This window comes from Bradyrhizobium sp. USDA 3262 (assembly GCF_054060035.1).
In genome coordinates, this window is the sequence record NZ_JBSSCT010000001.1 from 1413093 (window position 1) to 1434932 (window position 21840).

The 21840-nt window shown below is 64.5% G+C and carries 20 protein-coding genes; 12 read left to right on the forward strand and 8 right to left on the reverse strand.

From position 1 onward, the window contains the following. The first annotated feature begins 126 nt into the window (after nt 1–126). Together ACVWYP_RS06610 and ACVWYP_RS06615 are read left to right on the forward strand one after the other, a co-directional pair. Nucleotides 127–1128 (forward strand): glycoside hydrolase family 3 N-terminal domain-containing protein, encoded by a 1002-nt coding sequence (locus ACVWYP_RS06610; RefSeq protein WP_304498167.1) that lies wholly within the window; start codon nt 127–129, stop codon nt 1126–1128. A gap of 96 nt (nt 1129–1224) precedes the next feature. Next, complete coding sequence (locus ACVWYP_RS06615) at nt 1225–1407, forward strand: hypothetical protein (protein ID WP_028343814.1); 183 nt, start codon at nt 1225–1227, stop codon at nt 1405–1407. Nucleotides 1408–1502: 95 nt separating this feature from the next. On the opposite strand, the gene ACVWYP_RS06620 is transcribed toward ACVWYP_RS06615, so the two are convergent. Then, entirely contained in the window at nt 1503–1898 is a 396-nt protein-coding gene (locus ACVWYP_RS06620; protein ID WP_304498168.1) for a hypothetical protein, read from the reverse strand. Nucleotides 1899–2509: 611 nt separating this feature from the next. On the opposite strand from ACVWYP_RS06620, the gene ACVWYP_RS06625 reads away from it, so the two are divergent. Then, on the forward strand, nt 2510–3112 hold the full coding sequence (locus tag ACVWYP_RS06625; protein WP_304498169.1) for a helix-turn-helix domain-containing protein: 603 nt from the start codon (nt 2510–2512) through the stop codon (nt 3110–3112). Between the two features lie 119 nt (nt 3113–3231). Here the strand turns inward: ACVWYP_RS06625 and ACVWYP_RS06630 are convergent, their stop codons facing one another. From ACVWYP_RS06630 to ACVWYP_RS06645, 4 genes are all read right to left on the reverse strand, one after another. Next, complete coding sequence (locus ACVWYP_RS06630) at nt 3232–3480, reverse strand: hypothetical protein (protein ID WP_304498170.1); 249 nt, start codon at nt 3478–3480, stop codon at nt 3232–3234. Between the two features lie 171 nt (nt 3481–3651). Continuing rightward, a protein-coding gene (locus tag ACVWYP_RS06635; protein WP_370143840.1) for an IS630 family transposase occupies nt 3652–4591 on the reverse strand; the annotation gives its coding sequence in 2 pieces (ribosomal slippage) (nt 3652–4254 and nt 4256–4591; 939 coding nt in all). Between the two features lie 105 nt (nt 4592–4696). After that, nucleotides 4697–5401: a Crp/Fnr family transcriptional regulator gene (locus ACVWYP_RS06640; RefSeq protein WP_304498171.1), complete on the reverse strand. Its 705-nt coding sequence runs from the start codon at nt 5399–5401 to the stop codon at nt 4697–4699. A 190-nt stretch (nt 5402–5591) separates the two neighbouring features. After that, nucleotides 5592–6302 carry a Crp/Fnr family transcriptional regulator gene (locus tag ACVWYP_RS06645; RefSeq protein WP_304498172.1) on the reverse strand — a complete coding sequence of 237 codons (711 nt, stop codon included), beginning with the start codon at nt 6300–6302 and terminating at the stop codon, nt 5592–5594. 551 nt (nt 6303–6853) lie between these two features. On the opposite strand from ACVWYP_RS06645, the gene ACVWYP_RS06650 reads away from it, so the two are divergent. From ACVWYP_RS06650 to ACVWYP_RS06675, 6 genes are all read left to right on the forward strand, one after another. Next, on the forward strand, nt 6854–8377 hold the full coding sequence (locus ACVWYP_RS06650) for a flagellin N-terminal helical domain-containing protein (RefSeq protein ID WP_028343820.1): 1524 nt from the start codon (nt 6854–6856) through the stop codon (nt 8375–8377). A gap of 390 nt (nt 8378–8767) precedes the next feature. Then, the gene (locus tag ACVWYP_RS06655) at nt 8768–11491 is read left to right on the forward strand and encodes a hybrid sensor histidine kinase/response regulator (protein WP_304498173.1); all 2724 of its coding nucleotides are present in this window, start codon (nt 8768–8770) and stop codon (nt 11489–11491) included. A 22-nt stretch (nt 11492–11513) separates the two neighbouring features. Continuing rightward, nucleotides 11514–11996 (forward strand): chemotaxis protein CheW, encoded by a 483-nt coding sequence (locus ACVWYP_RS06660; protein ID WP_304498174.1) that lies wholly within the window; start codon nt 11514–11516, stop codon nt 11994–11996. Nucleotides 11997–12039: 43 nt separating this feature from the next. Then, nucleotides 12040–12429 (forward strand): response regulator, encoded by a 390-nt coding sequence (locus ACVWYP_RS06665; protein WP_018269419.1) that lies wholly within the window; start codon nt 12040–12042, stop codon nt 12427–12429. A 37-nt stretch (nt 12430–12466) separates the two neighbouring features. Continuing rightward, a complete protein-coding gene (locus ACVWYP_RS06670; RefSeq protein WP_304498175.1) occupies nt 12467–13324 on the forward strand; it encodes a CheR family methyltransferase in 858 nt (285 codons plus the stop codon). A gap of 3 nt (nt 13325–13327) precedes the next feature. Further along, nucleotides 13328–13645 carry a hypothetical protein gene (locus ACVWYP_RS06675; RefSeq protein WP_028343631.1) on the forward strand — a complete coding sequence of 106 codons (318 nt, stop codon included), beginning with the start codon at nt 13328–13330 and terminating at the stop codon, nt 13643–13645. A gap of 134 nt (nt 13646–13779) precedes the next feature. Here the strand turns inward: ACVWYP_RS06675 and ACVWYP_RS06680 are convergent, their stop codons facing one another. Further along, on the reverse strand, nt 13780–14088 hold the full coding sequence (locus ACVWYP_RS06680) for a hypothetical protein (RefSeq protein ID WP_304498176.1): 309 nt from the start codon (nt 14086–14088) through the stop codon (nt 13780–13782). Between the two features lie 153 nt (nt 14089–14241). On the opposite strand from ACVWYP_RS06680, the gene ACVWYP_RS06685 reads away from it, so the two are divergent. From ACVWYP_RS06685 to ACVWYP_RS06695, 3 genes are all read left to right on the forward strand, one after another. Then, nucleotides 14242–14874, forward strand: coding sequence for a response regulator transcription factor (locus ACVWYP_RS06685; RefSeq protein WP_018269422.1), 633 nt, complete (start codon nt 14242–14244; stop codon nt 14872–14874). Nucleotides 14875–15049: 175 nt separating this feature from the next. Next, the gene (gene araD, locus ACVWYP_RS06690) at nt 15050–16789 is read left to right on the forward strand and encodes an L-arabinonate dehydratase (RefSeq protein WP_304500449.1); all 1740 of its coding nucleotides are present in this window, start codon (nt 15050–15052) and stop codon (nt 16787–16789) included. Between the two features lie 101 nt (nt 16790–16890). Further along, entirely contained in the window at nt 16891–17610 is a 720-nt protein-coding gene (locus tag ACVWYP_RS06695; RefSeq protein ID WP_304498177.1) for a ribonuclease activity regulator RraA, read from the forward strand. Between the two features lie 210 nt (nt 17611–17820). Here ACVWYP_RS06695 and ACVWYP_RS06700 read toward each other — a convergent pair whose 3' ends face one another. Together ACVWYP_RS06700 and ACVWYP_RS06705 are read right to left on the reverse strand one after the other, a co-directional pair. Then, nucleotides 17821–19929: a S9 family peptidase gene (locus ACVWYP_RS06700; RefSeq protein WP_304498178.1), complete on the reverse strand. Its 2109-nt coding sequence runs from the start codon at nt 19927–19929 to the stop codon at nt 17821–17823. Nucleotides 19930–20112: 183 nt separating this feature from the next. Further along, nucleotides 20113–21834 carry an ABC transporter permease gene (locus tag ACVWYP_RS06705; protein WP_304498179.1) on the reverse strand — a complete coding sequence of 574 codons (1722 nt, stop codon included), beginning with the start codon at nt 21832–21834 and terminating at the stop codon, nt 20113–20115. Nucleotides 21835–21840: the final 6 nt, after the last annotated feature.

The following is a 21840-nucleotide window of genomic DNA, read 5'->3' on the forward strand; positions in this document are numbered from 1 at the left end:
TTAACATAGTGATGCGAGCACGGGGAACGCAGTCGAACTGCTGCCTGCGTCATATTCTTACCGCCGCCGCAGCATGCTATTCCATCGGGCGCGGCTGATTCCATGCGGCAACCGAATCGAGCGGCCATGTCCATCGGCGAACTCTTCATCCTCGGCTTCCACGGCAAGGTCATTCCGCCCTGGCTGAAGGAATTTGCCGGGCAATTCGGGCTCGGCGGCGTGATCCTGTTCGACTATTCCTGCCAGACCCGGCAGTACGACAACAACATCGCCTCGCCCGCGCAGGTGCAGTCGCTCTGCGCCGAGATCGCGGCGCTGCCGTCGCGGCCGCTGGTCTTCATCGACCAGGAGGGCGGCCTGGTGCGCCGGCTCAAGGACTCCTGCGGTTTTCAGCCGCTGCCGAGCGCAAAGGAGTTCAATCTGCTCGCGCACGCGGAAAAGCAGACGGTCCTGGCCGCAAGCTACGGCGAGCTGCGCCGGCTCGGCATCCGCTACAATTTCGCGCCTGTCATCGACGTCGACTACAATTCCGACAATCCCAACATCGGCAGGATCAAGCGGTCCTATTCGCCCGATATCGGTGAGGTCGAGGCCAATGCCCGCCTGGTCGACGCTGCGGCGCGGCAGGCGGGAGTAGGCCTCTGCCTGAAGCATTTTCCGGGCATCGGCGGCGCAAGCGTCGATTCGCACCTGGAGTTCATGGACATTTCCGATGCGCTGCGTCCCGAACAGGAGGAGCTGTTCTACGCGCTGGCGCCGCGCACCTATGGCGATGCGGTGCTGGTCAGCCACGCCATTGTCCGGCAGTGGGACGCGCAGCATCCGATGACACTGTCATCGGCCGGGCTCGGCCGGCTTCGCCGCCGCCTGCCCGAGACGCTGCTGATCACCGACGACATGCAGATGCAGGGGCTGCAGAAGGCGCTCGGCACAAGCGCGGCCAGCCTGCAGTCGATCGCCGCCGGCATGGACATGATCTGCATCGGCAACAATTTGTTCGACCAGGAGCAGGAGATGGCCGGCATCGCCGCGGCGGTCGCGGGTGCGGTGCAAGACGGGGCGCTGGATCGCGCCGCGGTTCAGCGCTCCATTGCGCGGGTGCGAAAGCGCAAGGCGCTGCTCGCCTGACGGCATTGAACGAAATTCCGCGCCGGGTGACAACAAGAGGTGGAACCAAATTTCATTGCCGCGATTTAACAATGACGCTCATCGGGGCTGACAACCATGAAGATGCTCAAGCGTCTCTTCCGATTGACCTGGCTACGCCGGGCCGCGCGCAAGCCAGCCGATTTTCCGCCTGCCTCCATCGATCCTGACGAATTCAGCCGCCTGCTTTGCAGCGGGCGCGCCGAGGATTTGCGGACACTGGCAAAGAAATTGAGCCAGCGCTCGCGGGCCCACGCATAGGCGGTGGATCGGATCCGATCACGCGGCCGGTTCTCGGCCAAACCGGCAAGTCCGGCGTGCGGCCGTGACTCCGGCGTCGGTCTCGATGCGATCAGCTACTGCTTTGCTTTTTCATGATTGCCGATCCCGACCGCCTTGTAGTCGTAGGTCGGGTAGAACTCGGTGTGGTAGGCGCCCCAGGCACTGTTCTCGATGATGCGGTTGACCTCGCGCAGCCGCGATGCCGGCAGCCGCAGCGTCACCACCTGGCCGATCCCCATCATCACGTACCAGCTGACGACCTCGACCCCCTCGGGCGGAAACGCCTTGTAGAAGCCCTGCCGCTCAAGCTGGGCATTGAGCTCACCGAGCGGTCGTGACTGATCATGCTTGAAGAAGATGGTGAGCATGACCGCGTTGTCGGGCGTCGGCGTTGCATCGCCGGTCGGCGCGGTCTGGGCCTGCGCGCCTGCACCAAGCAGCAGTGCCGCGGCGAGCGCCGCAACCGTCATCCAGGATATCCAGGATCCGTTCCGCCCTCGCTTCATGGCCGCGCCCTTATTGCCGATCGGGAGGCGGCGATCATCGCGACGCCTGTCGGGGCTGTAAATTGACATTCGCCTGATCCGATGCCTGCCCAATGCGCACCCGATGCTCGGTTGATGTGAACCGTCTCATAGGTGCGCGCGCCCGCGTGCGGTATGCCGAGGCCATCCCGATGCCGAGAGGGATGATCGATGACGACCCGGCGAATGGCGTATTGGTGGTTCAGGTTCGTTCTTTCGGGCCGGTTCCTGCAGAAATTCCTTCGGCTCCGGCGCCCCTGAGGCGATACCGGGCCGCGAATTCCGGCCTTTTTTCAAATCCGGAACCAGGGGCCGGAAACGGCTGGCCGAACCGTTCAAGGTCGATGCCAGGCGGAGAATCCCGCCGGTGGCAACCTCGCCCACCCGTCCCGTAAGAATACTGTAATTCGACTCAAATATGCGAGATTCGTTGCCAAATCAGCGGTAATCTGCGCCAGCTTGGCAGGTCGGGGCCCGAGGTCACAGTTGCGTCACCCGTAGTTTTACGGAGTCCCGTGTTAACGCGACCACAAGTTCACCTTTGGTAAACCATACCTATGACGCAACATGACAATCGGGCCGAGGCGCGCCTTCCGGCATGGACGGGTGGAACCGCGCCGCTCGAGCCGCAGCCGCTTGAGACTCAGGGAGCCGCTGCGCCGCGGCCGCAGGCGGACGCCGGTGCCGCGATCGTCCGGCAGTTCAATGGGCCGGTGACGGCGCTGCTGCTCTATATGAACGAGCTCAAACAGCACAGTCAGCAATTCGCACACGCGCCCGGCAATGGCGTCTATCTGCGGCAGGTGATCGAGAACGCGCTCGAGCAGACCGAGCGCGTGTCCGCGATGCTAAAGCAGATTTCCGACCTCTATCCCAATGCCGTCCCGGCCGCCGATCTCAAGCCGCCGGGCGACGACAAGCCGGCAGGCTCCGGGTCGCCGGATGTCATGTTCGCGCCGGAAGCCGGCCGCAAGCCGTTGACCAAGCGCGAGCGTGAAGTGCTCAGCCTGATCAGCGACGGCTATTCCAACAAGCAGGGCGCGCTGCGGATGAACATCAGCCCGCGCACGTTCGAGAGCCATCGCGCCGAGGCCATGCGCAAGCTCGGCGCGCGCAACACCGCCGATCTCGTTCGCAAGGCCTTGTTGCATTCCGCATAAAGCGTTTTCAAGCGAAGTGGTTCGCGTCAAGAAGACGCGTCGAAACTGAAATCCGGAGCCCCGTTCCGATTCCATCGGAATGGGGCTCTGAGCGTGTTCGGTTCGTTAGAGCCCTGTTCTCAGAAATCGTCTTCCGCAGCGAAGCACAGGCGCGGCGCGAGCCGCGCGGCCGGCGCGGCGGCCTTCGGTTCATCCGGAACGATCGTGACCACCCATGCCGCCGTCGCGCCAGACTTGCTTTCGACGATCGCGCGCACGCGTCCGGTGACGGTGGCGCCGGCCGACCGTACGGTGGCGGTCCGGCCGTTGAACTGGGCCATGCGGAAGCGCCGGGCCTCCTTCCGGTCGGTCGTCTGGTACGTGAACATCGGCTCCCCCGTGCGTCCACGCAACTGTGGGGATGCAGCGTTATCCGACGGTGAAAATCGCACGCCGTAGAAGTACGGCTTGCACGGCGGTCAGAGCGCTTTTGAGCGAAGCGGGTGCCGGCTCGCGCGAAGACAACGCGGCAAGATAACGAACTCTAAAGCGTGATGGCATTAAGTTCGATAGCCTGAATTTTTGAGGTAGTTGGCACATTCCTCGGAGGTGAAGGCGTCGAGCGCGTGGCCGATAGCGGCGCAGACTGCGTCGACGGTTCGCGCGGCGGCGTTGCGAAGCAGGTGTTTGAGCTTGGCAAAGACCTGTTCAATCGGGTTCAGATCGGGCGAGTATTTTGGCAGGAAGAAGAGCTTGGCGCCGACCGAGCGGATGAGCTGGCGAACTACCTTGCTCCTGTGGCTGCCGAGGTTGTCCAAGATGACGATATCGCCGGGTCGAAGGACGGGCAGCAGAACCTTCTCGACATAGGTGCGAAAGCTCACGCCATCGATCGGCCCTTCGATGAACCATGGCGCATCGATCCGGTCATGGCGCAAGGCCGCCAGGAAGGTCATGGTCTTCCAGCGGCCGTGAGGAACCTTGGCGTGAAGTCTGTGTCCGCGCGGCGCCCATCCCCGCAAGGGCGCCATATCGGTCCTGGTCCAGGTCTCGTCGATGAAGACCAGCCGCTCAGCTTCGACGCGATCTTGATACTTTGTCCACTGGGCTCGTCGCCTCGCGACCTCGGGTCGATCGCGTTCGCCAGCCGCCACGCTTTTTTTTGAAGCTGAGCTTCTCGGCATGGACGAAGTCCCACACCGAGTGGTAATCGACCTTCAGGCCGCGACGGGCGAGCTCGGCAACGAGACCACGTATGGTGAAATCGCCGTCCCTGATCCGCTGCGACAGCCAGACTGCGTGGTCTCCCGAAACCGCCTTCGGCTTGTGACCGCCCATCTGGCCAGGCTCAACGCTGCCGGTCTCATCGACACGCTGCATCCAGCCGATGGCAGTGCTGATCGCCACCCCAAACTGCTTGGCGGCCCGATTGCGGGACATCCCGCCCTCAATCGCGGCTACGACACGGTTACGGAGATCCAGGGAATAAGGCTTGCCCATCCATGCCGGCCTCCTATCCAGCCAGCATGGTGAATCAGAAACACACTGATTTGGGAATCCCAAATCGATTCAACCTAAACCCATCCCGCTTTAGCGGCCGACTTCCTAACAATTCAGCAGTCCCGCATATTGCGCCTTGACCGCAGCGTAGCATTCGCATGCGGTCCTGATCAGCCCATCCGCGTTGGTGATCTCGATGTGCCCGCGGCTGTAGTGGATGAAATTGGCCTGTTGCAAGGTATGCGCGACCAGCGACACGCTGTTGCGGCGCGCACCAATCATCTGCGCCATCGCCTCCTGCGTCAGGACGATCTTGTTGCTGCCGGAGAGATCGCGCGTGTGCAGCAGGCATCGCGCCAGCCGTGACTCCACGGTGTGCGCGGCGTTGCAGCCGGCCGTCTGCTGGATCTGGGCGTAGACGGCGAGCCCATGCCGGATCAATCTCGCGCGAAGCGTCGGGCTCTGGCCGGCAGCCGCGCGCAACGGCTCGAGTTCCACGGTCGAAGCGACGCCGGGCACCAGCACCGTGGCGTTGTTGAGGACAGGTCCTTCGACGAGCGGGGCGAATGCGCCATAGATGCTGTCGCGGCCGACCATCGCGACCTGCACGCGCTCGCCTTTTGCGAGCCTGACCACCAGCGAGATCACGCCCTTGTGCGGCATGTATGTCCGCTTGAGCATCTCGTCGGTCTCGACCAGGACCGAATTGGCCGCGAGGTCGACCGTTCGCAGATGCGGCCGAAGCAATTCGAAATCGCTTGCCGAGAGCGACGCCAGAAATCCGTTGGGTGATCGAGGAACCGTTTCCAAAGCAACCTCCAGCCTTCCGGCAAAGCTTGTCTCTGGGCCCCAGGGCTGACGTGCGGCTGGACGTCCTTGCAACCTATTCTGGCACGTCAGGGTTCCGATGGAAACATGTCTTGGTTCCAATAGGAATAGACCTATCGCCGCACGTCCGCGTTGTCTGGCCGGTCACAGTTGGGGCAGGGCGGCGCGCCGGTCAGTCTTCCGGCCCGATCAATTGTTCGGCGTGCGCCTTGACCGTCGTGTAGCATTCACACGCCGCCTTCCGCAGGCCGTCGATATCGGTGATCTCGATATGACCGCGGCTGTAACGCAGGATGCCGGCCTGCTGAAACCCATGTGCGACAATCGAAACCGCATTGCGCCGGACGCCGATCATCTGCGCCAGCATCTCCTGGGTCAGCGGCAACGCCTCGCTGCCGCACAAATCACGTGCGCGCAGCAGCCATCGCGACAGCCGTGCCTCCACCGGATGGGAAACATTGCAGGCGACGGATTGTTGCGTCTGCGCCATCAGCGCCTGCTCATAGAGCGCAACCAGGGTCCGGAAATCCGCGCTGCGATCTACTGCCTCGCGAAAATCCTCCGCCCGCACCATCGAGGCCGAGCCCGGCACCACGACAATCGCGTCGGCAAGCAGCGGCCGCTCGTGCAGGGCGGCGGACGCGCCCACGGCGCCGTCACGACCGATGGTTGCAATCTCGACAGATTGCCCGTCGGACAGATTGATCATCATCGAGACCACGCCGCTATGCGGAAAATAAACCCGCTGCACCGGCGCGCCGGCATCGGCGAGCGCCGTTTCCCTGGTCAGGTCGACGGTTTCCAGAAGGGGATGAAGTTGCGCGTACTCCGTGGAGGGAAGGGCTTGCAACAGACGATTGGGCGGACGCGATACCGCGGACATTGGTGCTCCTGCCGAGGGCGGGAGCACTGCGGTCTCGCATCACCTACTCTTGGCGTGTGGAATGATTGCGAACATAGCTTGCCTGTCCAATTGCACAAGGGTTGTGGTGTTGAAACTATACCCTCTAGAGGGCAGACGGCGTGGCCGCCGCCGGCACCCGGTGATCGACGTCGATCCGCGCGGCGCGCGATACGAGCGCGACTTTGTCTCTCATTTATTGATTTCCATTAACTCTGTTCCTCGCCGGACTTTGCATCGTCGTGACTTGCAACGCCGGCGATCGACGCGCCGGGCCGGCAGCGCCGGGATGTCGCAAGTCCTGCACATGCGCAGGAAATTCGCGGCCATGACGTCGGGCCGGCGCCAAACGCGCGCTGCCGCGGTCAGCCGTCGCGCCGGCCGCCCGTCGAATCACCGGCAACGCCGTTCTGGGTATTTGTACGGATCAGCCCTTTAACGAACGGGTAGCGCGGACGGACCAGTGTGGCGTGGGTCGCCGTGCGAAATTTACGGCGTCGCGTCAATCGTGTTCATCCAGAAGGGTATCCAGTATGTCCGGCATCGTTCTTTCGGCATCGGTCCGTCAAAATCTGCTTTCGCTGCAGTCGACCGCTGACCTGCTCGCCACCACGCAGAACCGCTTGTCCACCGGCAAGAAGGTCAACACTGCTCTCGACAATCCGACCAACTTCTTCACGGCGCAGTCGCTCGACAACCGCGCCAGCGACATCAACAACCTGCTGGACGGCATCGGCAACGGCGTGCAGGTGCTGCAGGCCGCCAACACCGGCATCACCTCGCTGCAGAAGCTCGTCGACAGCGCCAAGTCGGTCGCCAACCAGGCCCTGCAGGCCGCGGTCGGCTATTCCGCGAAGTCGCAGGTGACGACCGCTGCGATCCCCGGCGCCACCGCTGACAACCTGCTCGGCACCGCGACCCCGACCAACGCAACCCTCACCAGCACCGCCGCCTATACCGGCATCGACCTCACCGCGGCCGGCGCGAACCTGACGTTCCAGATCAACAGCCAGACTGTGACCTTGAACTCGGGCACGAACTATTCCGCCACCCAGGTGCGCGACGCCATCAACACGCAGGTCGGCGCCAGCGCCAAGGTCGCCGCCTCGATCGACGGCACCGGCAAGCTGGTCCTGACCAGCACCAACACCGCCGGTGCCGCGGACTCGCTCACGGTCGGTACGTTCAGCTCGGGCGACGCGACGCAGCTCGGCCTCCCGGCCGGTGCGACGGCGACCGCAAACGGCACGGCCGGCGCGAGCCCGCTGGACACGCTCACGCTGACCATCGGCGCAACCGGCAACGGCACCGCGACCAACATCACCTTCGGCACCGGTGCCGGCAAGGTGAAGTCCCTCAACGACCTGAACGCCGCACTCGCGGCCAACAACCTGCAGGCCTCGCTCAGCGCCGCCGGTGCGCTCACCATCAGCACCACCAACGATGCCGCTTCGGCGACCATCGGCACGATTGGCGGCACGGCGGCCGGCGCCGGCAAGCTGTTCAACGGCCTCACGGGCAGCGCTCCGGTGCAGGACCCGACTGCGCTGGCGAACCGCGCCAACCTGGTCAACCAGTACAACAACATCCTGGACCAGATCACCACGACCGCCCAGGACGCGTCGTACAACGGCATCAACCTGCTCAACGGCGATCAGCTCAAGCTGACCTTCAACGAGACGGGCTCCTCGACGCTGAAGATCCAGGGCGTGACCTTCGACGCCACCGGCCTCAACCTCACCAAGCTGACCGCCGGCACGGACTTCGTGGACAATGCTTCGGCCAACGCCACGCTGAAGACGCTGAACAGCGCGAGCGGCCTGCTGCGCACCCAGGCTTCGACCCTCGGTTCGAACCTGTCGATCGTGCAGATCCGCCAGGACTTCTCGAAGAACCTGATCAACGTGTTGCAGACCGGCTCGTCCAACCTGACGCTGGCCGACACCAACGAGGAAGCGGCCAACAGCCAGGCGCTGTCGACCCGCCAGTCGATCGCGGTGTCCGCGCTGGCGCTGGCCAACCAGTCGCAGCAGAGCGTTCTGCAGCTGCTCCGCTAAGCGTAGCCGCGACAGACATCGACTATCGAGGCGGCGGAGGAAACTCCGCCGCCTTTTGCTTTGGTTGCGCTTAACCATCCTGCCGGCTTCAACCAAAGGGCGATCGCGTTCTGATGCAAGTGGTCGGCATGTCGCGAACGTTTCGCAAGACTTAGCGGTCCTCAATTCCAATTAGTTCAAATTGCGATGAGCGATGGAACGGCCTCTTTCCCGTCCGGGTGGTAAGGGCCTGTCCTTGTGAGACTGGCCGTGATGTCGTGATGCGTCGTCGAACTGCTGAAGCGCTTCATCGTCCGTATTTGCACGGACGGCAAAATTAACGTCGCCGTGAAGCCGGCCAAGTTATCGATGCAAGGCGAGCGTTCCGTAGCACCTTGAGGGGACCTATCCATGGACGATCTGTTGCGCGAGTTCCTGACGGAGAGCAGCGAGAGCCTGGATACGGTCGACAACCAGCTGGTGCAGTTCGAGCAGGATCCGAACAACGCGAAGATCCTGGATAACATTTTCCGCCTGGTGCACACCATCAAGGGGACCTGCGGCTTCCTCGGGCTGCCGCGGCTCGAGGCGCTGGCGCATGCCGGCGAGACCCTGATGGGCAAATTCCGCGACGGCATGCCGGTGAAGGCGGAAGCCGTGACGCTGATCCTGTCCTCGATCGACCGCATCAAGGAGATCCTCGGCGGCCTCGAGGCGACCGAGGCCGAGCCAGAGGGCAACGACCGTGATCTGATCGATCAGCTCGAGGCCATGGTCGAGCACGGCATGGCCGCCATGGCTGCTGGCGAAGCTGCGGCTGAAGAAGATGTGCCTGTCGTCGAAGCTCCGCCGGTTCAGGCGGCAATGACCGAAGGCACCCTGGTGGTGCAGACGCTGGAGCGTCCGCTGCGCCCGGGCGAGGTCTCGCTCGACGAGCTCGAGCGCGCCTTCCGCGAGACCGAGACCGAAGTCGCCGCGCCCGCGCCGGTCGCGAAGCCTGCACCTGCTGCCGCCGCAGCCGAGCCGGTTGAAGCCGCCAGGAAGCCGGCCCGCAAGGCCGCCGGTGAAGACGTCCAGGAAGGCGACAAGATCGCCAACCAGTCGATCCGGGTCAATGTCGGCACCCTCGAACACCTCATGACCATGGTCTCCGAGCTGGTGCTGACCCGCAACCAGCTGCTGGAGATCTCCCGCCGCAACGAGGACACCGAGTTCAAGGTGCCGCTGCAGCGGCTCTCCAACGTCACCGCCGAGCTGCAGGAAGGCGTCATGAAGACGCGCATGCAGCCGATCGGCAATGCCTGGCAGAAGCTGCCGCGCATCGTCCGCGATCTCTCCGGCGAACTCGGCAAGCAGATCGAGCTCGAGATGCACGGCGCCGACACCGAGCTCGACCGCCAGGTGCTCGACCTGATCAAGGACCCGCTGACGCACATGGTGCGCAACTCCGCCGATCACGGGCTGGAGACCACCGCCGAGCGGGTCGCGGCCGGCAAGCCGGAGCAGGGCACCATTCGCCTCTCCGCCTATCACGAAGGCGGCCACATCATCATCTGCATCGCCGACAATGGCCGCGGGCTCAACACCGAGCGGATCAAGGCCAAGGCGCTCCAGAACGGTCTCGTCACCGAGGCCGAGCTCGAGAAGATGACCGAGGCCCAGATCCACAAGTTCATCTTCGCGCCGGGCTTCTCGACCGCGGCGCAGGTGACCTCGGTGTCCGGCCGCGGCGTCGGCATGGACGTGGTGCGCACCAATATCGACCAGATCGGCGGCACCATCGACATCAAGAGCGTGGCCGGCGAGGGCGCCTCGGTCACCATCAAGATCCCGCTGACCCTTGCGATCGTCTCCGCGCTGATCGTGGAAGCCGGCGGCGACCGTTTTGCGATTCCCCAATTGTCTGTCGTCGAGCTGGTGCGGGCCCGCGCCAACTCCGAGCACCGCATCGAGCGCATCAAGGACACCGCGGTCTTGCGGCTGCGCAACAAGCTGCTGCCGCTGATCCACCTCAAGAAGCTCTTGAAGATCGACGACGGCGCGACCACGTCAGATGCCGAGAACGGCTTCATCGTGGTCACGCAAGTCGGCAGCCAGACCTTCGGCATCGTGGTCGACGGCGTGTTCCACACCGAGGAGATCGTGGTCAAGCCGATGTCGACCAAGCTGCGGCACATCGACATGTTCTCCGGCAACACCATTTTGGGCGATGGCGCCGTCATCATGATCATCGACCCCAACGGCATCGCCAAGGCCCTCGGCGCGTCCGGCTCCTCGGCCCATGACCTCGCCGACGACAATGCCGCGGCACATGCCGCGAGCGGCGAGCAGCTGACCTCGCTGTTGGTGTTCCGCGCCGGCTCCTCGCAGCCCAAGGCGGTGCCGCTCGGCCTCGTCACCCGGCTGGAAGAGATCGCAACCGACAAGATCGAGCTCTCGAACGGCCGCTACATGGTGCAGTACCGCGAGCAGCTGATGCCGCTGGTGCAGATGGCCGGGGTCGAGGTGCAGAACCAGGGCTCGCAGCCGATCCTGGTGTTCGCCGACGACGGCCGCTCGATGGGGCTCGTGGTCGACGAGATCATCGACATCGTCGAGGAGCGGCTCAACATCGAGGTCGCGGGTTCGCAGGACGGCATCCTCGGTTCGGCCGTGATCAAGGGCCAGGCCACCGAGGTGATCGACGTCGGCCACTTCCTGCCGATGGCGTTCGCCGACTGGTTCTCGCGCAAGGAGATGCGCCCGTCGGCTTCGGCGCAGTCGGTGCTGCTGGTCGATGACTCAGCGTTCTTCCGCAACATGCTGGCGCCGGTCTTGAAGGCCGCCGGCTACAAGGTCAGGACCGCGGGCGGCGCGCAGGAAGGGCTCGCCGCGCTGCGCTCGGGGCAGAGCTTCGACATCGTGCTGACCGACATCGAGATGCCCGAGATGAACGGCTTCGAGTTCGCCGAGAACATCCGAAGCGACCACAATCTGATCGTGCTGCCGATCATCGCGCTGTCGGCGATGGTGTCGCCGGCGGCGATCGAGCGCGGCCGGCAGGCCGGCTTCCACGACTATGTCGCCAAGTTTGATCGTCCCGGGCTGATCGCGGCGCTGAAAGAGCAGACCGCCGAACTGCGCCGGGCGGCATAACCGGGCTTGAAGGGATAAAACGATGACCAGCAAGACCGAGACCGAAGGCGCGATGGCCGAATACGTCACTGCCGTGATCGGCGGGCAGCTGTTCGGGCTGCCGATCTCGCGGGTGCAGGACGTGTTCATGCCGGAGCGGCTGACGCGGGTGCCGCTGGCCTCCAGCGAGATCGCCGGGGTGCTCAATCTGCGCGGCCGCATCGTCACCGTGGTCGACATGCGCGCCCGGCTCGGGCTGCCGAAGGCCGACGACGGTAAGCCTCCGATGGCGGTCGGCGTCGACCAGCGCGGCGAATCCTATGGCCTGTTGATCGACCAGATCGGCGAGGTGCTGCGGCTGCCCGACGACAGCCGCGAGGACAACCCCGTCAACCTCGATCCCCGCATGGCCAAGCTCGCCGGCGGCGTCCACCGCCTCGACGGCCAGCTCATGGTCGTCCTCGATGTCGATCGCGTGCTCGAACTGGTGCCCAAGACCGATCCAAGGACAGCTGCTGCAGCGTAACACTCCACCGCGGAGACGGTGGATTCCACAAGGAGGCCAACACATGAAGACATGTCTCGTCGTCGACGATTCCGGCGTGGTGCGAAAGATCGCGCGCCGCATCCTCGAAGGAATGGAGTTCACCGTCATCGAGGCCGAGGACGGCGCGGTCGCGCTCGAAGCCTGCAAGCGCGCGTTGCCGGATGCCGTGCTGCTCGACTGGAACATGCCTGTCATGGACGGCTTCGAATTCCTCGTGCAACTCCGCCGCATGCCCGGCGGCGATCAGCCCAAGGTCGTGTTCTGCACCACCGAGAACGGCATCGATCACATCTCGCGGGCGCTGCATGCCGGCGCCAACGAGTACATCATGAAGCCGTTCGACAAGGACATCGTGATCGCGAAGTTCCAGGAAGTGGGTCTGCTGGCGCTCGACGCATCGGCCGAAGCCTGACACCCAGTTTCACCATTCAGTCCCTTGTGAGGCTCCCGTGACGCCCCCCGACTACGAGTATCTGCGTAAGCTCCTGAAGGACCAGTCCGGTCTCGATCTGTCCGCGGACAAGCAATATCTGATCGAGAGCCGTCTGCTGCCGCTGGCGCGCAAAAGCGGCCTGTCCGGCATCCCCGACCTGGTCGCCAAGATCAAGGCGGGCTCGTCCGCGCACACCGTCCAGGTGGTCGAAGCCATGACCACCAACGAGACGTTCTTCTTCCGCGACAAGGTGCCGTTCGAGCACTTCCGCGACACCATCATGCCGGAGGTGCTGAAGGCACGCGCCGCGCGTCGCAGCGTCCGGATCTGGTGCGCCGCCGGCTCGACCGGCCAGGAGCCATATTCGCTGGCGATGTGCCTGAAGGAAATGGGCGCGGCGCTTGCCGGATGGCGCGTCGAGATCATCGCGACCGATCTGTCGCAGGAGGTGCTGGAGAAGTCGAAGGCCGGCATCTACAGCCAGTTCGAGGTGCAGCGCGGGCTGCCGATCCAGATGCTGGTCAAGTACTTCAAGCAGTCGGGTGAATTCTGGCAGGTCAATCCCGAATTGCGCGCGATGGTGCAGCACCGCCAGCTCAATTTGCTGCACGATTTCTCCCAGCTCGGCACGTTCGACGTGATCTTCTGCCGCAACGTGCTGATCTATTTCGATCAGGACACCAAGATCAACATCTTCAACCGCCTTGCCCGCTTGATGGAGGCCGACGGCTTCCTGGTGCTGGGTGCCGCCGAAACCGTGGTCGGCCTGACCGACACGTTCAAGCCGCTTCCCGAGCGGCGTGGCCTGTATCGGCCGAGTGGGATGCGGGGCGGGCTCGCCATGCCGAAGCATGCCATGGCGGTCGGATATTGAGCGATGACCGAGGACGGCAAATCCATTGAGCGGGTCACCTTCAGCCGGGGCGTCGATGTCTGCATCATGGCCATCGACGGCACCTGGCGGCGGGACTGCCAGCTCAATGCCATCTCCGACACCGATGCGTCGCTGACGGTCGAAGGTTCCATTCAGGGGCTCAACCTGAAGGAGTTTTTCCTCCTGCTGTCCTCGACCGGACTTGCCTATCGCCGTTGCGAACTGGTCCGCGTCAACGGCACCGAAATGGACATCAGCTTCCTCAAGGGCAAGCCGAGCAAGCGGCGGTCGTCCGCCGACGAAGAGCGGGCCAGGGCCTGACGTCAAGAAGACCTGATCCGGCCGGGCGGGCAAGGCCCGCGGCCATCCGGACGATGCATGGAACAGATCGTCGCCTGATGGGTTGGGCGTCGTCGGGACAATCGAGGTGATTGGGCCGAACCGTCGGTTGCGGGTCAGTTCAGCAGACGCGCCGGGGTCCCGGAATCGCGCAGCCGGTCGAGCGCCGCGCCGAGGCCGGCATCGCAGGCTTTCAGGGCGGTGGAGGCTGTGAGGCAGTGCGGGCTAACGTCGTCGCGAACGACGATGTCGGTGTCGGCCTGCCGCTCGGCCAGCACGGCCTCGCGCGCAATCGCCGCTTCGATCAGCCGCAGGCTCGCCTGGACATGGCCAATCAGCGCGACCAGGTCCGTCACGATCAGACCGGTGGGATCACTGCCCTCGTCCAAGCGCACTGCAACGCGGTCCGCCGCTGCATTTTCCATCCATGTTTCTCCACTGCCCCCACTTTTAGGGAACGCGGTGCTACTTGTGCGTTAAGCGGACGTCCCGTACAAATACGGGTCCATTGATCGAGATGGTCTAGTTAGTTCTTGTGCGGTCAGGGCAGCACGCTTCACCACTGATGGACGATGCATATGGTTGAGAATGGCGCTCCGCGCGGGGAAATCTTTGTAGTCGACGACGATCCTGCCGTTCGCGAGACGCTTTCAGTGGTCCTGTCGACCGCTGGTTACAAGGTGATCTGCTTTGCGGACGGCGCGGCGTTGCTCGCGGTGGCGCGTAGCAGGACGCCGGCCTGCATCCTGCTCGACGTGCATATTCCCGGCAAATCCGGCCTCGATATCCTCAGAGAGCTGCATGGCGAGGATTATCCGGCGCCGATCTTCATGATCTCCGGTCAGGGCGACATCGCAATGGCGGTCAGCGCCATCAAGAACGGCGCGCTCGACTTCATCGAGAAGCCGTTCCGCGGCAACGAGATCGTGAGCCGTCTGAACGAGGCGATCGACGCCTACACCAGGCGCCAGGCCGAGACCTCGGCGTCGCGGATCGCCGCGCTGCACTTCCCGGGTCGCGAGCCGCTGACTCGCCGCGAGCGCGAGGTGCTCGAGCAGTTCACCGCGGGCGCCTCCAACAAGGAAGCCGGGCGCCACCTCGGCATCAGTCCGCGCACGATCGAGGATCACCGCGCCAACATCATGAAGAAGCTCGGCGCGCGCAACGCCGCCGACCTGGTCCGCATCGTGATGACGGCGCAGCAAAAATAAGCCAAGGCCGGTTTACGTTCCGATTGCCACATTGCGGAGCCCGTGCGGCGCACGTTCAGCGAACGGCACGTCTGCGCCGGGGGCGGGACGACATGTCTGAAAATCGAGTGTATGCCTGACGCAGGGCAAGCGTGCCGGGACCGCGCGCGTGCGAGCAATGTCGAGACACATGGCGATGACGAAAAAGAACAAGACCCCGGATCAATTGCGCAGCGCGCGCTGGTTCGCGCCCGATGATCTGCGCGCCTTCGGCCACAGGTCGCGGGCGATGCAGATGGGTTACGCGCCCGAGGAGTGGCGCGACCGGCCGGTGATCGCGATCATCAACACCTGGTCGGATGCGCAGCCCTGCCACATGCATTTCAAGAGCCGGGTCGACGACGTCAAGCGCGGCGTGCTGATGGCCGGCGGCTTTCCGCTCGAGCTGCCGGCGCTGTCGCTGTCGGAATCGCTGTTGAAGCCGACCACGATGCTCTACCGCAACATGCTGGCGATGGATGCCGAGGAGCTGCTGCGCGGTCATCCGGTCGACGGCGTGGTGCTGATGGGCGGCTGCGACAAGACCACGCCCGGCCTGCTGCTCGGGGCCACCAGCATGAACCTGCCGGCGATCTACCTGCCCGCCGGACCGATGCTGCGCGGCAACTGGAAGGGCCGCACGCTCGGCTCCGGCTCGGACGCCTGGAAATACTGGGACGAGCGCCGCGCTGGCAAGATCTCCGACAAGGACTGGATCGACATGGAAGCCGGCATCGCCCGCAGCTATGGCACCTGCATGACCATGGGCACGGCCTCGACGATGACCGCGATCGCGGAAGCCATCGGCATGACGCTGCCGGGCGCCTCGTCGATCCCCGCGGCCGACGCCAACCACATCCGCATGAGCTCGGAGGCCGGCCGCCGCATCGCCGAGATGGTGTGGGAGGATCTCACGCCGCAGAAGATTCAGACCCGCAAGGCCTTCGAGAACGCGATCACGGTCGCGATGGCGATGGGCTGCTCGACCAACGCCATTATTCACCTCATCGCGCAGGCGCGCCGCGCCGGCCAGGACATTTCCCTGGATGATTTCGAGAAAGCGAGCCGCAGGGTGCCTGTCATCGCCAATGTGCGGCCGAGTGGCGACCTCTATCTGATGGAGGATTTCTTCTATGCCGGCGGGCTGCCCGGCCTGATGAATAGGATCAAGCAGCATTTGCATCTCGATTGCGTGACCGTCACCGGCAAGACCCTCGGCGAGAACATCGCAAGCGCCGAGGTGCACAATGACGACGTGATCCGCACCGTCGACAACCCGATCTACAAGGAAGGCGCGCTCGCGGTGTTGAAGGGCAATCTCGCGCCCGATGGCTGCGTCATCAAGCCAAGCGCCTGCGATCCGCGGTTCCTCAAGCATACCGGGCCGGCGCTGGTGTTCGACGACTATCCGTCGATGAAGAAGGCGGTCGATGATCCCGATCTCGACGTCACGGCCGATCACGTGCTGATCCTGCGCAATGCAGGCCCGCAGGGCGGGCCGGGCATGCCGGAATGGGGCATGCTGCCGATCCCGACCAAGCTGGTGAAGCAGGGCGTGCGCGACATGGTGCGGCTGTCGGACGCGCGGATGAGCGGCACCAGCTACGGTGCCTGCATCCTGCACGTCTCGCCCGAATCCTATATCGGCGGCCCGCTGGCGCTGGTGCGGAACGGCGACCGCATCACGCTTGACGTCGCCGCGCGCACCATCAATCTCGATGTGTCCGAGGCCGAGCTCGCCAGGCGCCGCGCCGAATGGACGCCGCCCGAGCCGCGCTTCGAGCGCGGCTACGGCTGGATGTTTTCGAAGCACATCAAGCAGGCCAATGAGGGTTGCGACTTCGATTTCCTCGAGACAGGTTTTGGCAAGCCGGTCGGCGAGCCGTCGATTTACTGACTCACAACGTCGTTCCGGGGCACGCGAAGCGTGAACCCGGAACCTCGAGATTCCGGGTTCGATGCTGACGCATCGCCCCGGAATGACAACCGGAAAATCCCATGTCAAAACTCAGCGACACCACCCGCAACAAGCTGAAATCCGTCTCCACCGCGACCGTCGCGACCGCGCTGTTCAAGCGCGGCTTCCGCATCCAGATGATCCAGGACGTTCATCCGCTCGGCCCGGATCAGCCGACCATGGTCGGCGAGGCCTTCACGCTGCGCTACATGCCGGCGCGAGAGGACCTCAACACCATCGAGGTGTTCCGCGATCGTGCGCACCCGCAGCGCAAGGCGATCGAGGATTGCCCCGTGGGCGCGGTGCTGGTGATGGACAGCCGCAAGGATGCGCGCGCGGCGTCGGCCGGCGCGATCCTGGTGACGCGGCTGATGAAGCGCGGCTGCGCCGGAATCGTCACCGACGGCGGCTTCCGGGATTCGGCCGAGATCGCGCGGCTCGGCTTCCCGGCCTTTCATCATCGCCCGAGCGCGCCGACCAACCTGACGCTGCATCAGGCAATCGAAATCAACGTCCCGATCGGCTGCGGCGATGCGCCGGTGTTTCCCGGCGACGTCATCCTCGGCGACAGCGACGGCGTCATTGTGATCCCGGCGCATCTCGCCGACGAAATCGCCGACGAGACGTTCGAGATGACCGCGTTCGAGGATTTCGTCACCGAGCAGGTCCAGAACGGCCGCGGCATCTTCGGCCTTTATCCTGCAACCGACGAGCAGACGCTGAAGGATTTTGCGGCCTGGCGGAAGGCGAAGGGGCGGTAGTTGTCGCCGCGCTCTCCGCCGTCGTCCTTGATGAGTGACTGCCATACATTCCGCTGTCGTCCCTGCGAAGACAGGGACCCATAACCACAGGGAGAAGTTTGGCGAAGACCGGCAGTGCCGTGGTACTGCGACTTCCTTGCTCGATGGATCACGCGGTATGGGTCCTGGCTTTCGCCAGGACGACGATGGGGAGATATCCCGCTACGAGGTCTACACCTCCGCCTTGTCCGCCATCCCGACCGCCCACAGCGCAAACGCATAGACGATCGCGACCTCGTCGAGGCGGTTGAAGCGGCCGGAGGCGCCGCCGTGGCCGGCGCCCATGTTGGTGCGCAGCAGCACCGGGCCGCCACCGCGCATGGTGGCGCGCAGCCGCGCGATCCATTTCGCCGGCTCCCAATAGGTGACGCGCGGGTCGGTGAGCCCGCCCATCGCGAGGATCGCCGGATAGTCCTTGGCCGCGACATTGTCGAAGGGCGAATAGGACAGGATGGTGCGGAAATCCTTCTCGCTCTCGATCGGGTTGCCCCATTCCGGCCATTCCGGCGGCGTCAGCGGCAGCGTGTCGTCGAGCATGGTGTTGAGCACGTCGACGAACGGCACTTCGGCGACGATGCCGGCGAACAGCTCGCCGGCGCGGTTGGCGACCGCTCCCATCAGCATGCCGCCCGCCGAGCCGCCATGGCCGACGATGCGCTTGGCGCCCGTGTATTTCGCCTCGATCAGCGCGCGGCCGGCGGCGGCGAAATCGTCGAACGTGTTGGTCTTCTTCTCGCGCTTGCCGTCGAGATACCAGCCCCAGCCCTTGTCGGCGCCGCCGCGGATATGCGCGATCGCATAGACGAAGCCGCGGTCGACCAGCGACAGCCGGTTGGCGGCAAACGATGCCGGCATCGCCATGCCGTAGGAGCCGTAGCCATACAGCAGGAGCGGGGCCTTGCCGTCGCGAACGAAATCCTTGCGATGCAGGATCGAGACCGGCACCTGCGCGCCGTCATGCGAGGTCGCCATGATGCGGGTGGTGACGTAGTCCGCCGGGTTGTGGCCGGACGGAATCTCCTGGCGCTTGCGTAAGCTCCGCGTCCGCGTCGCCATGTCATAGTCATAGACTTCCGACGGCGTCGTCATCGACGAATAGGCAAAACGCAAGTTGGTGGTGTCGAACTCGTAGCCGCCCATGGTGTCGAGCGAATAGGCCGCCTCGTCGAAGGCGATCGCGTGCTCCTCGCCGCTCCTGAGGTCGCGGATGATGATCGCCGGCAGCGCATTGGCGCGCTCCAGCCGCACCATGTGGCCGGCATAGAGCTCGACGTCGAGCACATAGACGCCTTCGCGATACGGGATCAGGTCGCGCCAGTTACTGCGTTCGGGCGCGGCAAGCGGCGCGGTGACCACCTTGAAGTCGATGGCATCGTCGGCATTGGTCAGGATGAACAGCTCGTCGCCGCGGTCGGCGATCGAATATTGCACGCCTTCCTCGCGTGCCGCGACGAGGCGCGGCGGCGCGTCGGGATCGGAAAGATCGATCAGCCGCTGCTCGGAGGTCTCATGGTCGCCGCCCGCGATCACGCAGAAGCGGCCGCTCGCGCTCTCGTGCAGATGGGTGAACCAGCCGGAATCCTGCTCCTCATAGATCAGGGTGTCGTCGGCCTGTCTGGTGCCGAGCTTGTGCCGCCACACCTGCATCGGCCGGTGATTGTCGTCGAGCTTGACGTAGAAGAAGCTCTTGGAATCCGCGGCCCAGACCACGCCGCCGTCGGTCTCCTCGACGAGGTCCTCGAGATCGCCGCCGGTGGCCCAGTCGCGCACCCGGATCGAGAAATATTCGGAGCCCTTGGTGTCGGCGCTCCAGGCGTGCAGGCGGTGATCGTTGGAATGCCGGCTGCCGCCGAACCTGAAATATTTGTGGTCCTTCGCCAGCGCGTCGCCGTCGAGCACGACATGCGCGTCGCCGCCGTCGCGCGGCGTGCGGCAGTACAGCTCGTGCTGACCGCCCTCGCGGAACTTGCGGAAATAGGCGAACGGGCCGTCCGGCGACGGTACGCTGGAATCGTCCTCCTTGATCCGCCCGCGCATCTCCTTGACCAGCCGCTTCTGCAAGCCGTCGGTGTGGCCGAGCAGGCTCTCGGTGTAGCCGTTCTCGGCTTCGAGATAGCTCCGGATATCGGGATCGAGGATCGAGGGATCGCGCAGCACCTCCTGCCATTTCGGATCCTTGATCCACGCATAATCGTCCGTTACCGTGATGCCGTGGGTGGTGAAGGAATGCGGCCGGCGCGGCGCGACAGGGGGCGATGTTGTGGTGGCGGGTTTGGTCACACGATCCTCATGGTGCGGGGTTCCGCTCTATATCGGGATGAATGTGGCGATTGCCAGATGGGGCGCGCATCCTTGGTTGCCTCGTCATTGCGAGCGAAGCGAAGCAATCCATCGTTCCGCGAAGGGATAGAATGGATTGCTTCGTCGCTTCGCTCCTCGCAATGACGACGTGGTTAGGGGGAGCTACCCGTTCCGTAGCCTCGCCCCCGCATTGCCACCGGACATCGGAATCCGGTTCACCGCCAACACCACGGCGAAGGTGATCATCAGCATCGCGATGCCGAGCACCGCGATCGCCGCGAGGTCGCCGCCTTCGTTGAGGTCGTAGATCAGGACCGACAGCACCTTGGTCTGCGAGGTGAACAACACGATCGCCGCCGACAGTTCCCGCATCACGCCGATGAAGATGAAGCACCAGGTCGCGATCACGCCGGTGCGCAGCAGCGGCGCTGTGATCTGGCGCAGCGCCTGCAACCGCGTCGCGCCGAGGATGCGGCTCGCCTCCTCGAGCTCGGGATGGATGGTCGAGAACGCCGCCTGCAATTGCTGATAGGCCGACGGCAGATTGATGGTGAGGAACGCCAGCAGCAGGATCCACAGCGTGCCGTAGAGCACGAAGGGCGGCCGCGTATAGCTCAGGAACAGGCCGACGCCGAGCACGATGCCGGGGACCGCGACCGGCGCGGTGGCGAGGAAGCCGAGCACGCGATGGCCCGCGATCGCCTTGCGCGTTGTGACATAGGCAATGACGAGCGCCAGGATGGTGCCGATCGTCGCGGTCGCGGTGCCGAGGATCACGGTGTTCTTGAGCGCGAGCTGGGTCGACGACAGCTCGGTGAACACGAAGACGATGTTGTGCAGCGTCGCCGTCGACGGCGTCACCAGTGTGGTCGCGTTCGGCGAGAATGCGGCGTTGAGCAGCGCGAGGTAAGGCAGGAACACCGGGTTGAGCAGCACCAAGAGGCAGAAGCCGAGCGCGGCCCAGCGCCAGCCGCGCAATTCGACCCGGCGCGGCGCGCCATACTTGCCGCCGATCACCGAATAGCCGCGGCGGCCGAGCAGCGCCTTCTGGCCCTGCAGCAGCAGGATGGTCAGCACCAGCAGCGGCACCGCGGCGGCGGCCGCGAGCTCGAGCTTCGGCGGATACTGGAACAGGCTCCAGATCTTGGTCGTCATGGTGTGGAAGCCGGCCGGCAGCGCCAGGATCGCGGGCGAGCCGAACAGCGTCATCGCCTGCAGGAACGCGATCAGGGCGCCTGCGACCAGCGCGGGCAGCGCCAGCGGGATCGTCACCCTTCGCGCCGTGGTCCAGGCATTGCCGCCGAGGATCGCGGAGGCATCTTCCAGCTCGCCCGGCATGGTGTCGAGCGCATTGGCCACCAGCACGAACACGAACGGGAACGTGTAGCAGGAGATCACGAAGATGATCCCGGTCATCGAATAGATGTTGAACAGCGCGTCGGCATCCTCGCCGGCGAACAGCCGGTAGAGCTGATTGAGCAGCCCGGAGTTCGGCGCCGCCAGCAACTCCCAGGCGACCGCGCCGAGAAATGGCGGCGTCACGAACGAGGCCGTCACCAGTGCGCGGATGGTCTGCCGCCCCGGCATGTCGGTGCGCGACACCAGCCAGCTGATCGGCGCCGCGACGATGCAGCAGATCAGCGCCGACGTGGTCGCGATGATCGCGGTCGTCAGCAGTGGATCGAGGAAATCGGGATTGCTGAACAGCGTGACGAAGTTCTGCAGCGTCGGATGCCGGCTCTTGTCGGTGAAGGCAAACACCGCGAGCCACGACAGCGGCAGCAGGATCAGCAGGATGAGCACTGCCGCGAACAGCCACAGCACCGGGCGTGTCCAGTCGATGCGGGAGCTTGGGGCCGGGGAGGTGGTGATGGTTGTGGTCATCTTATC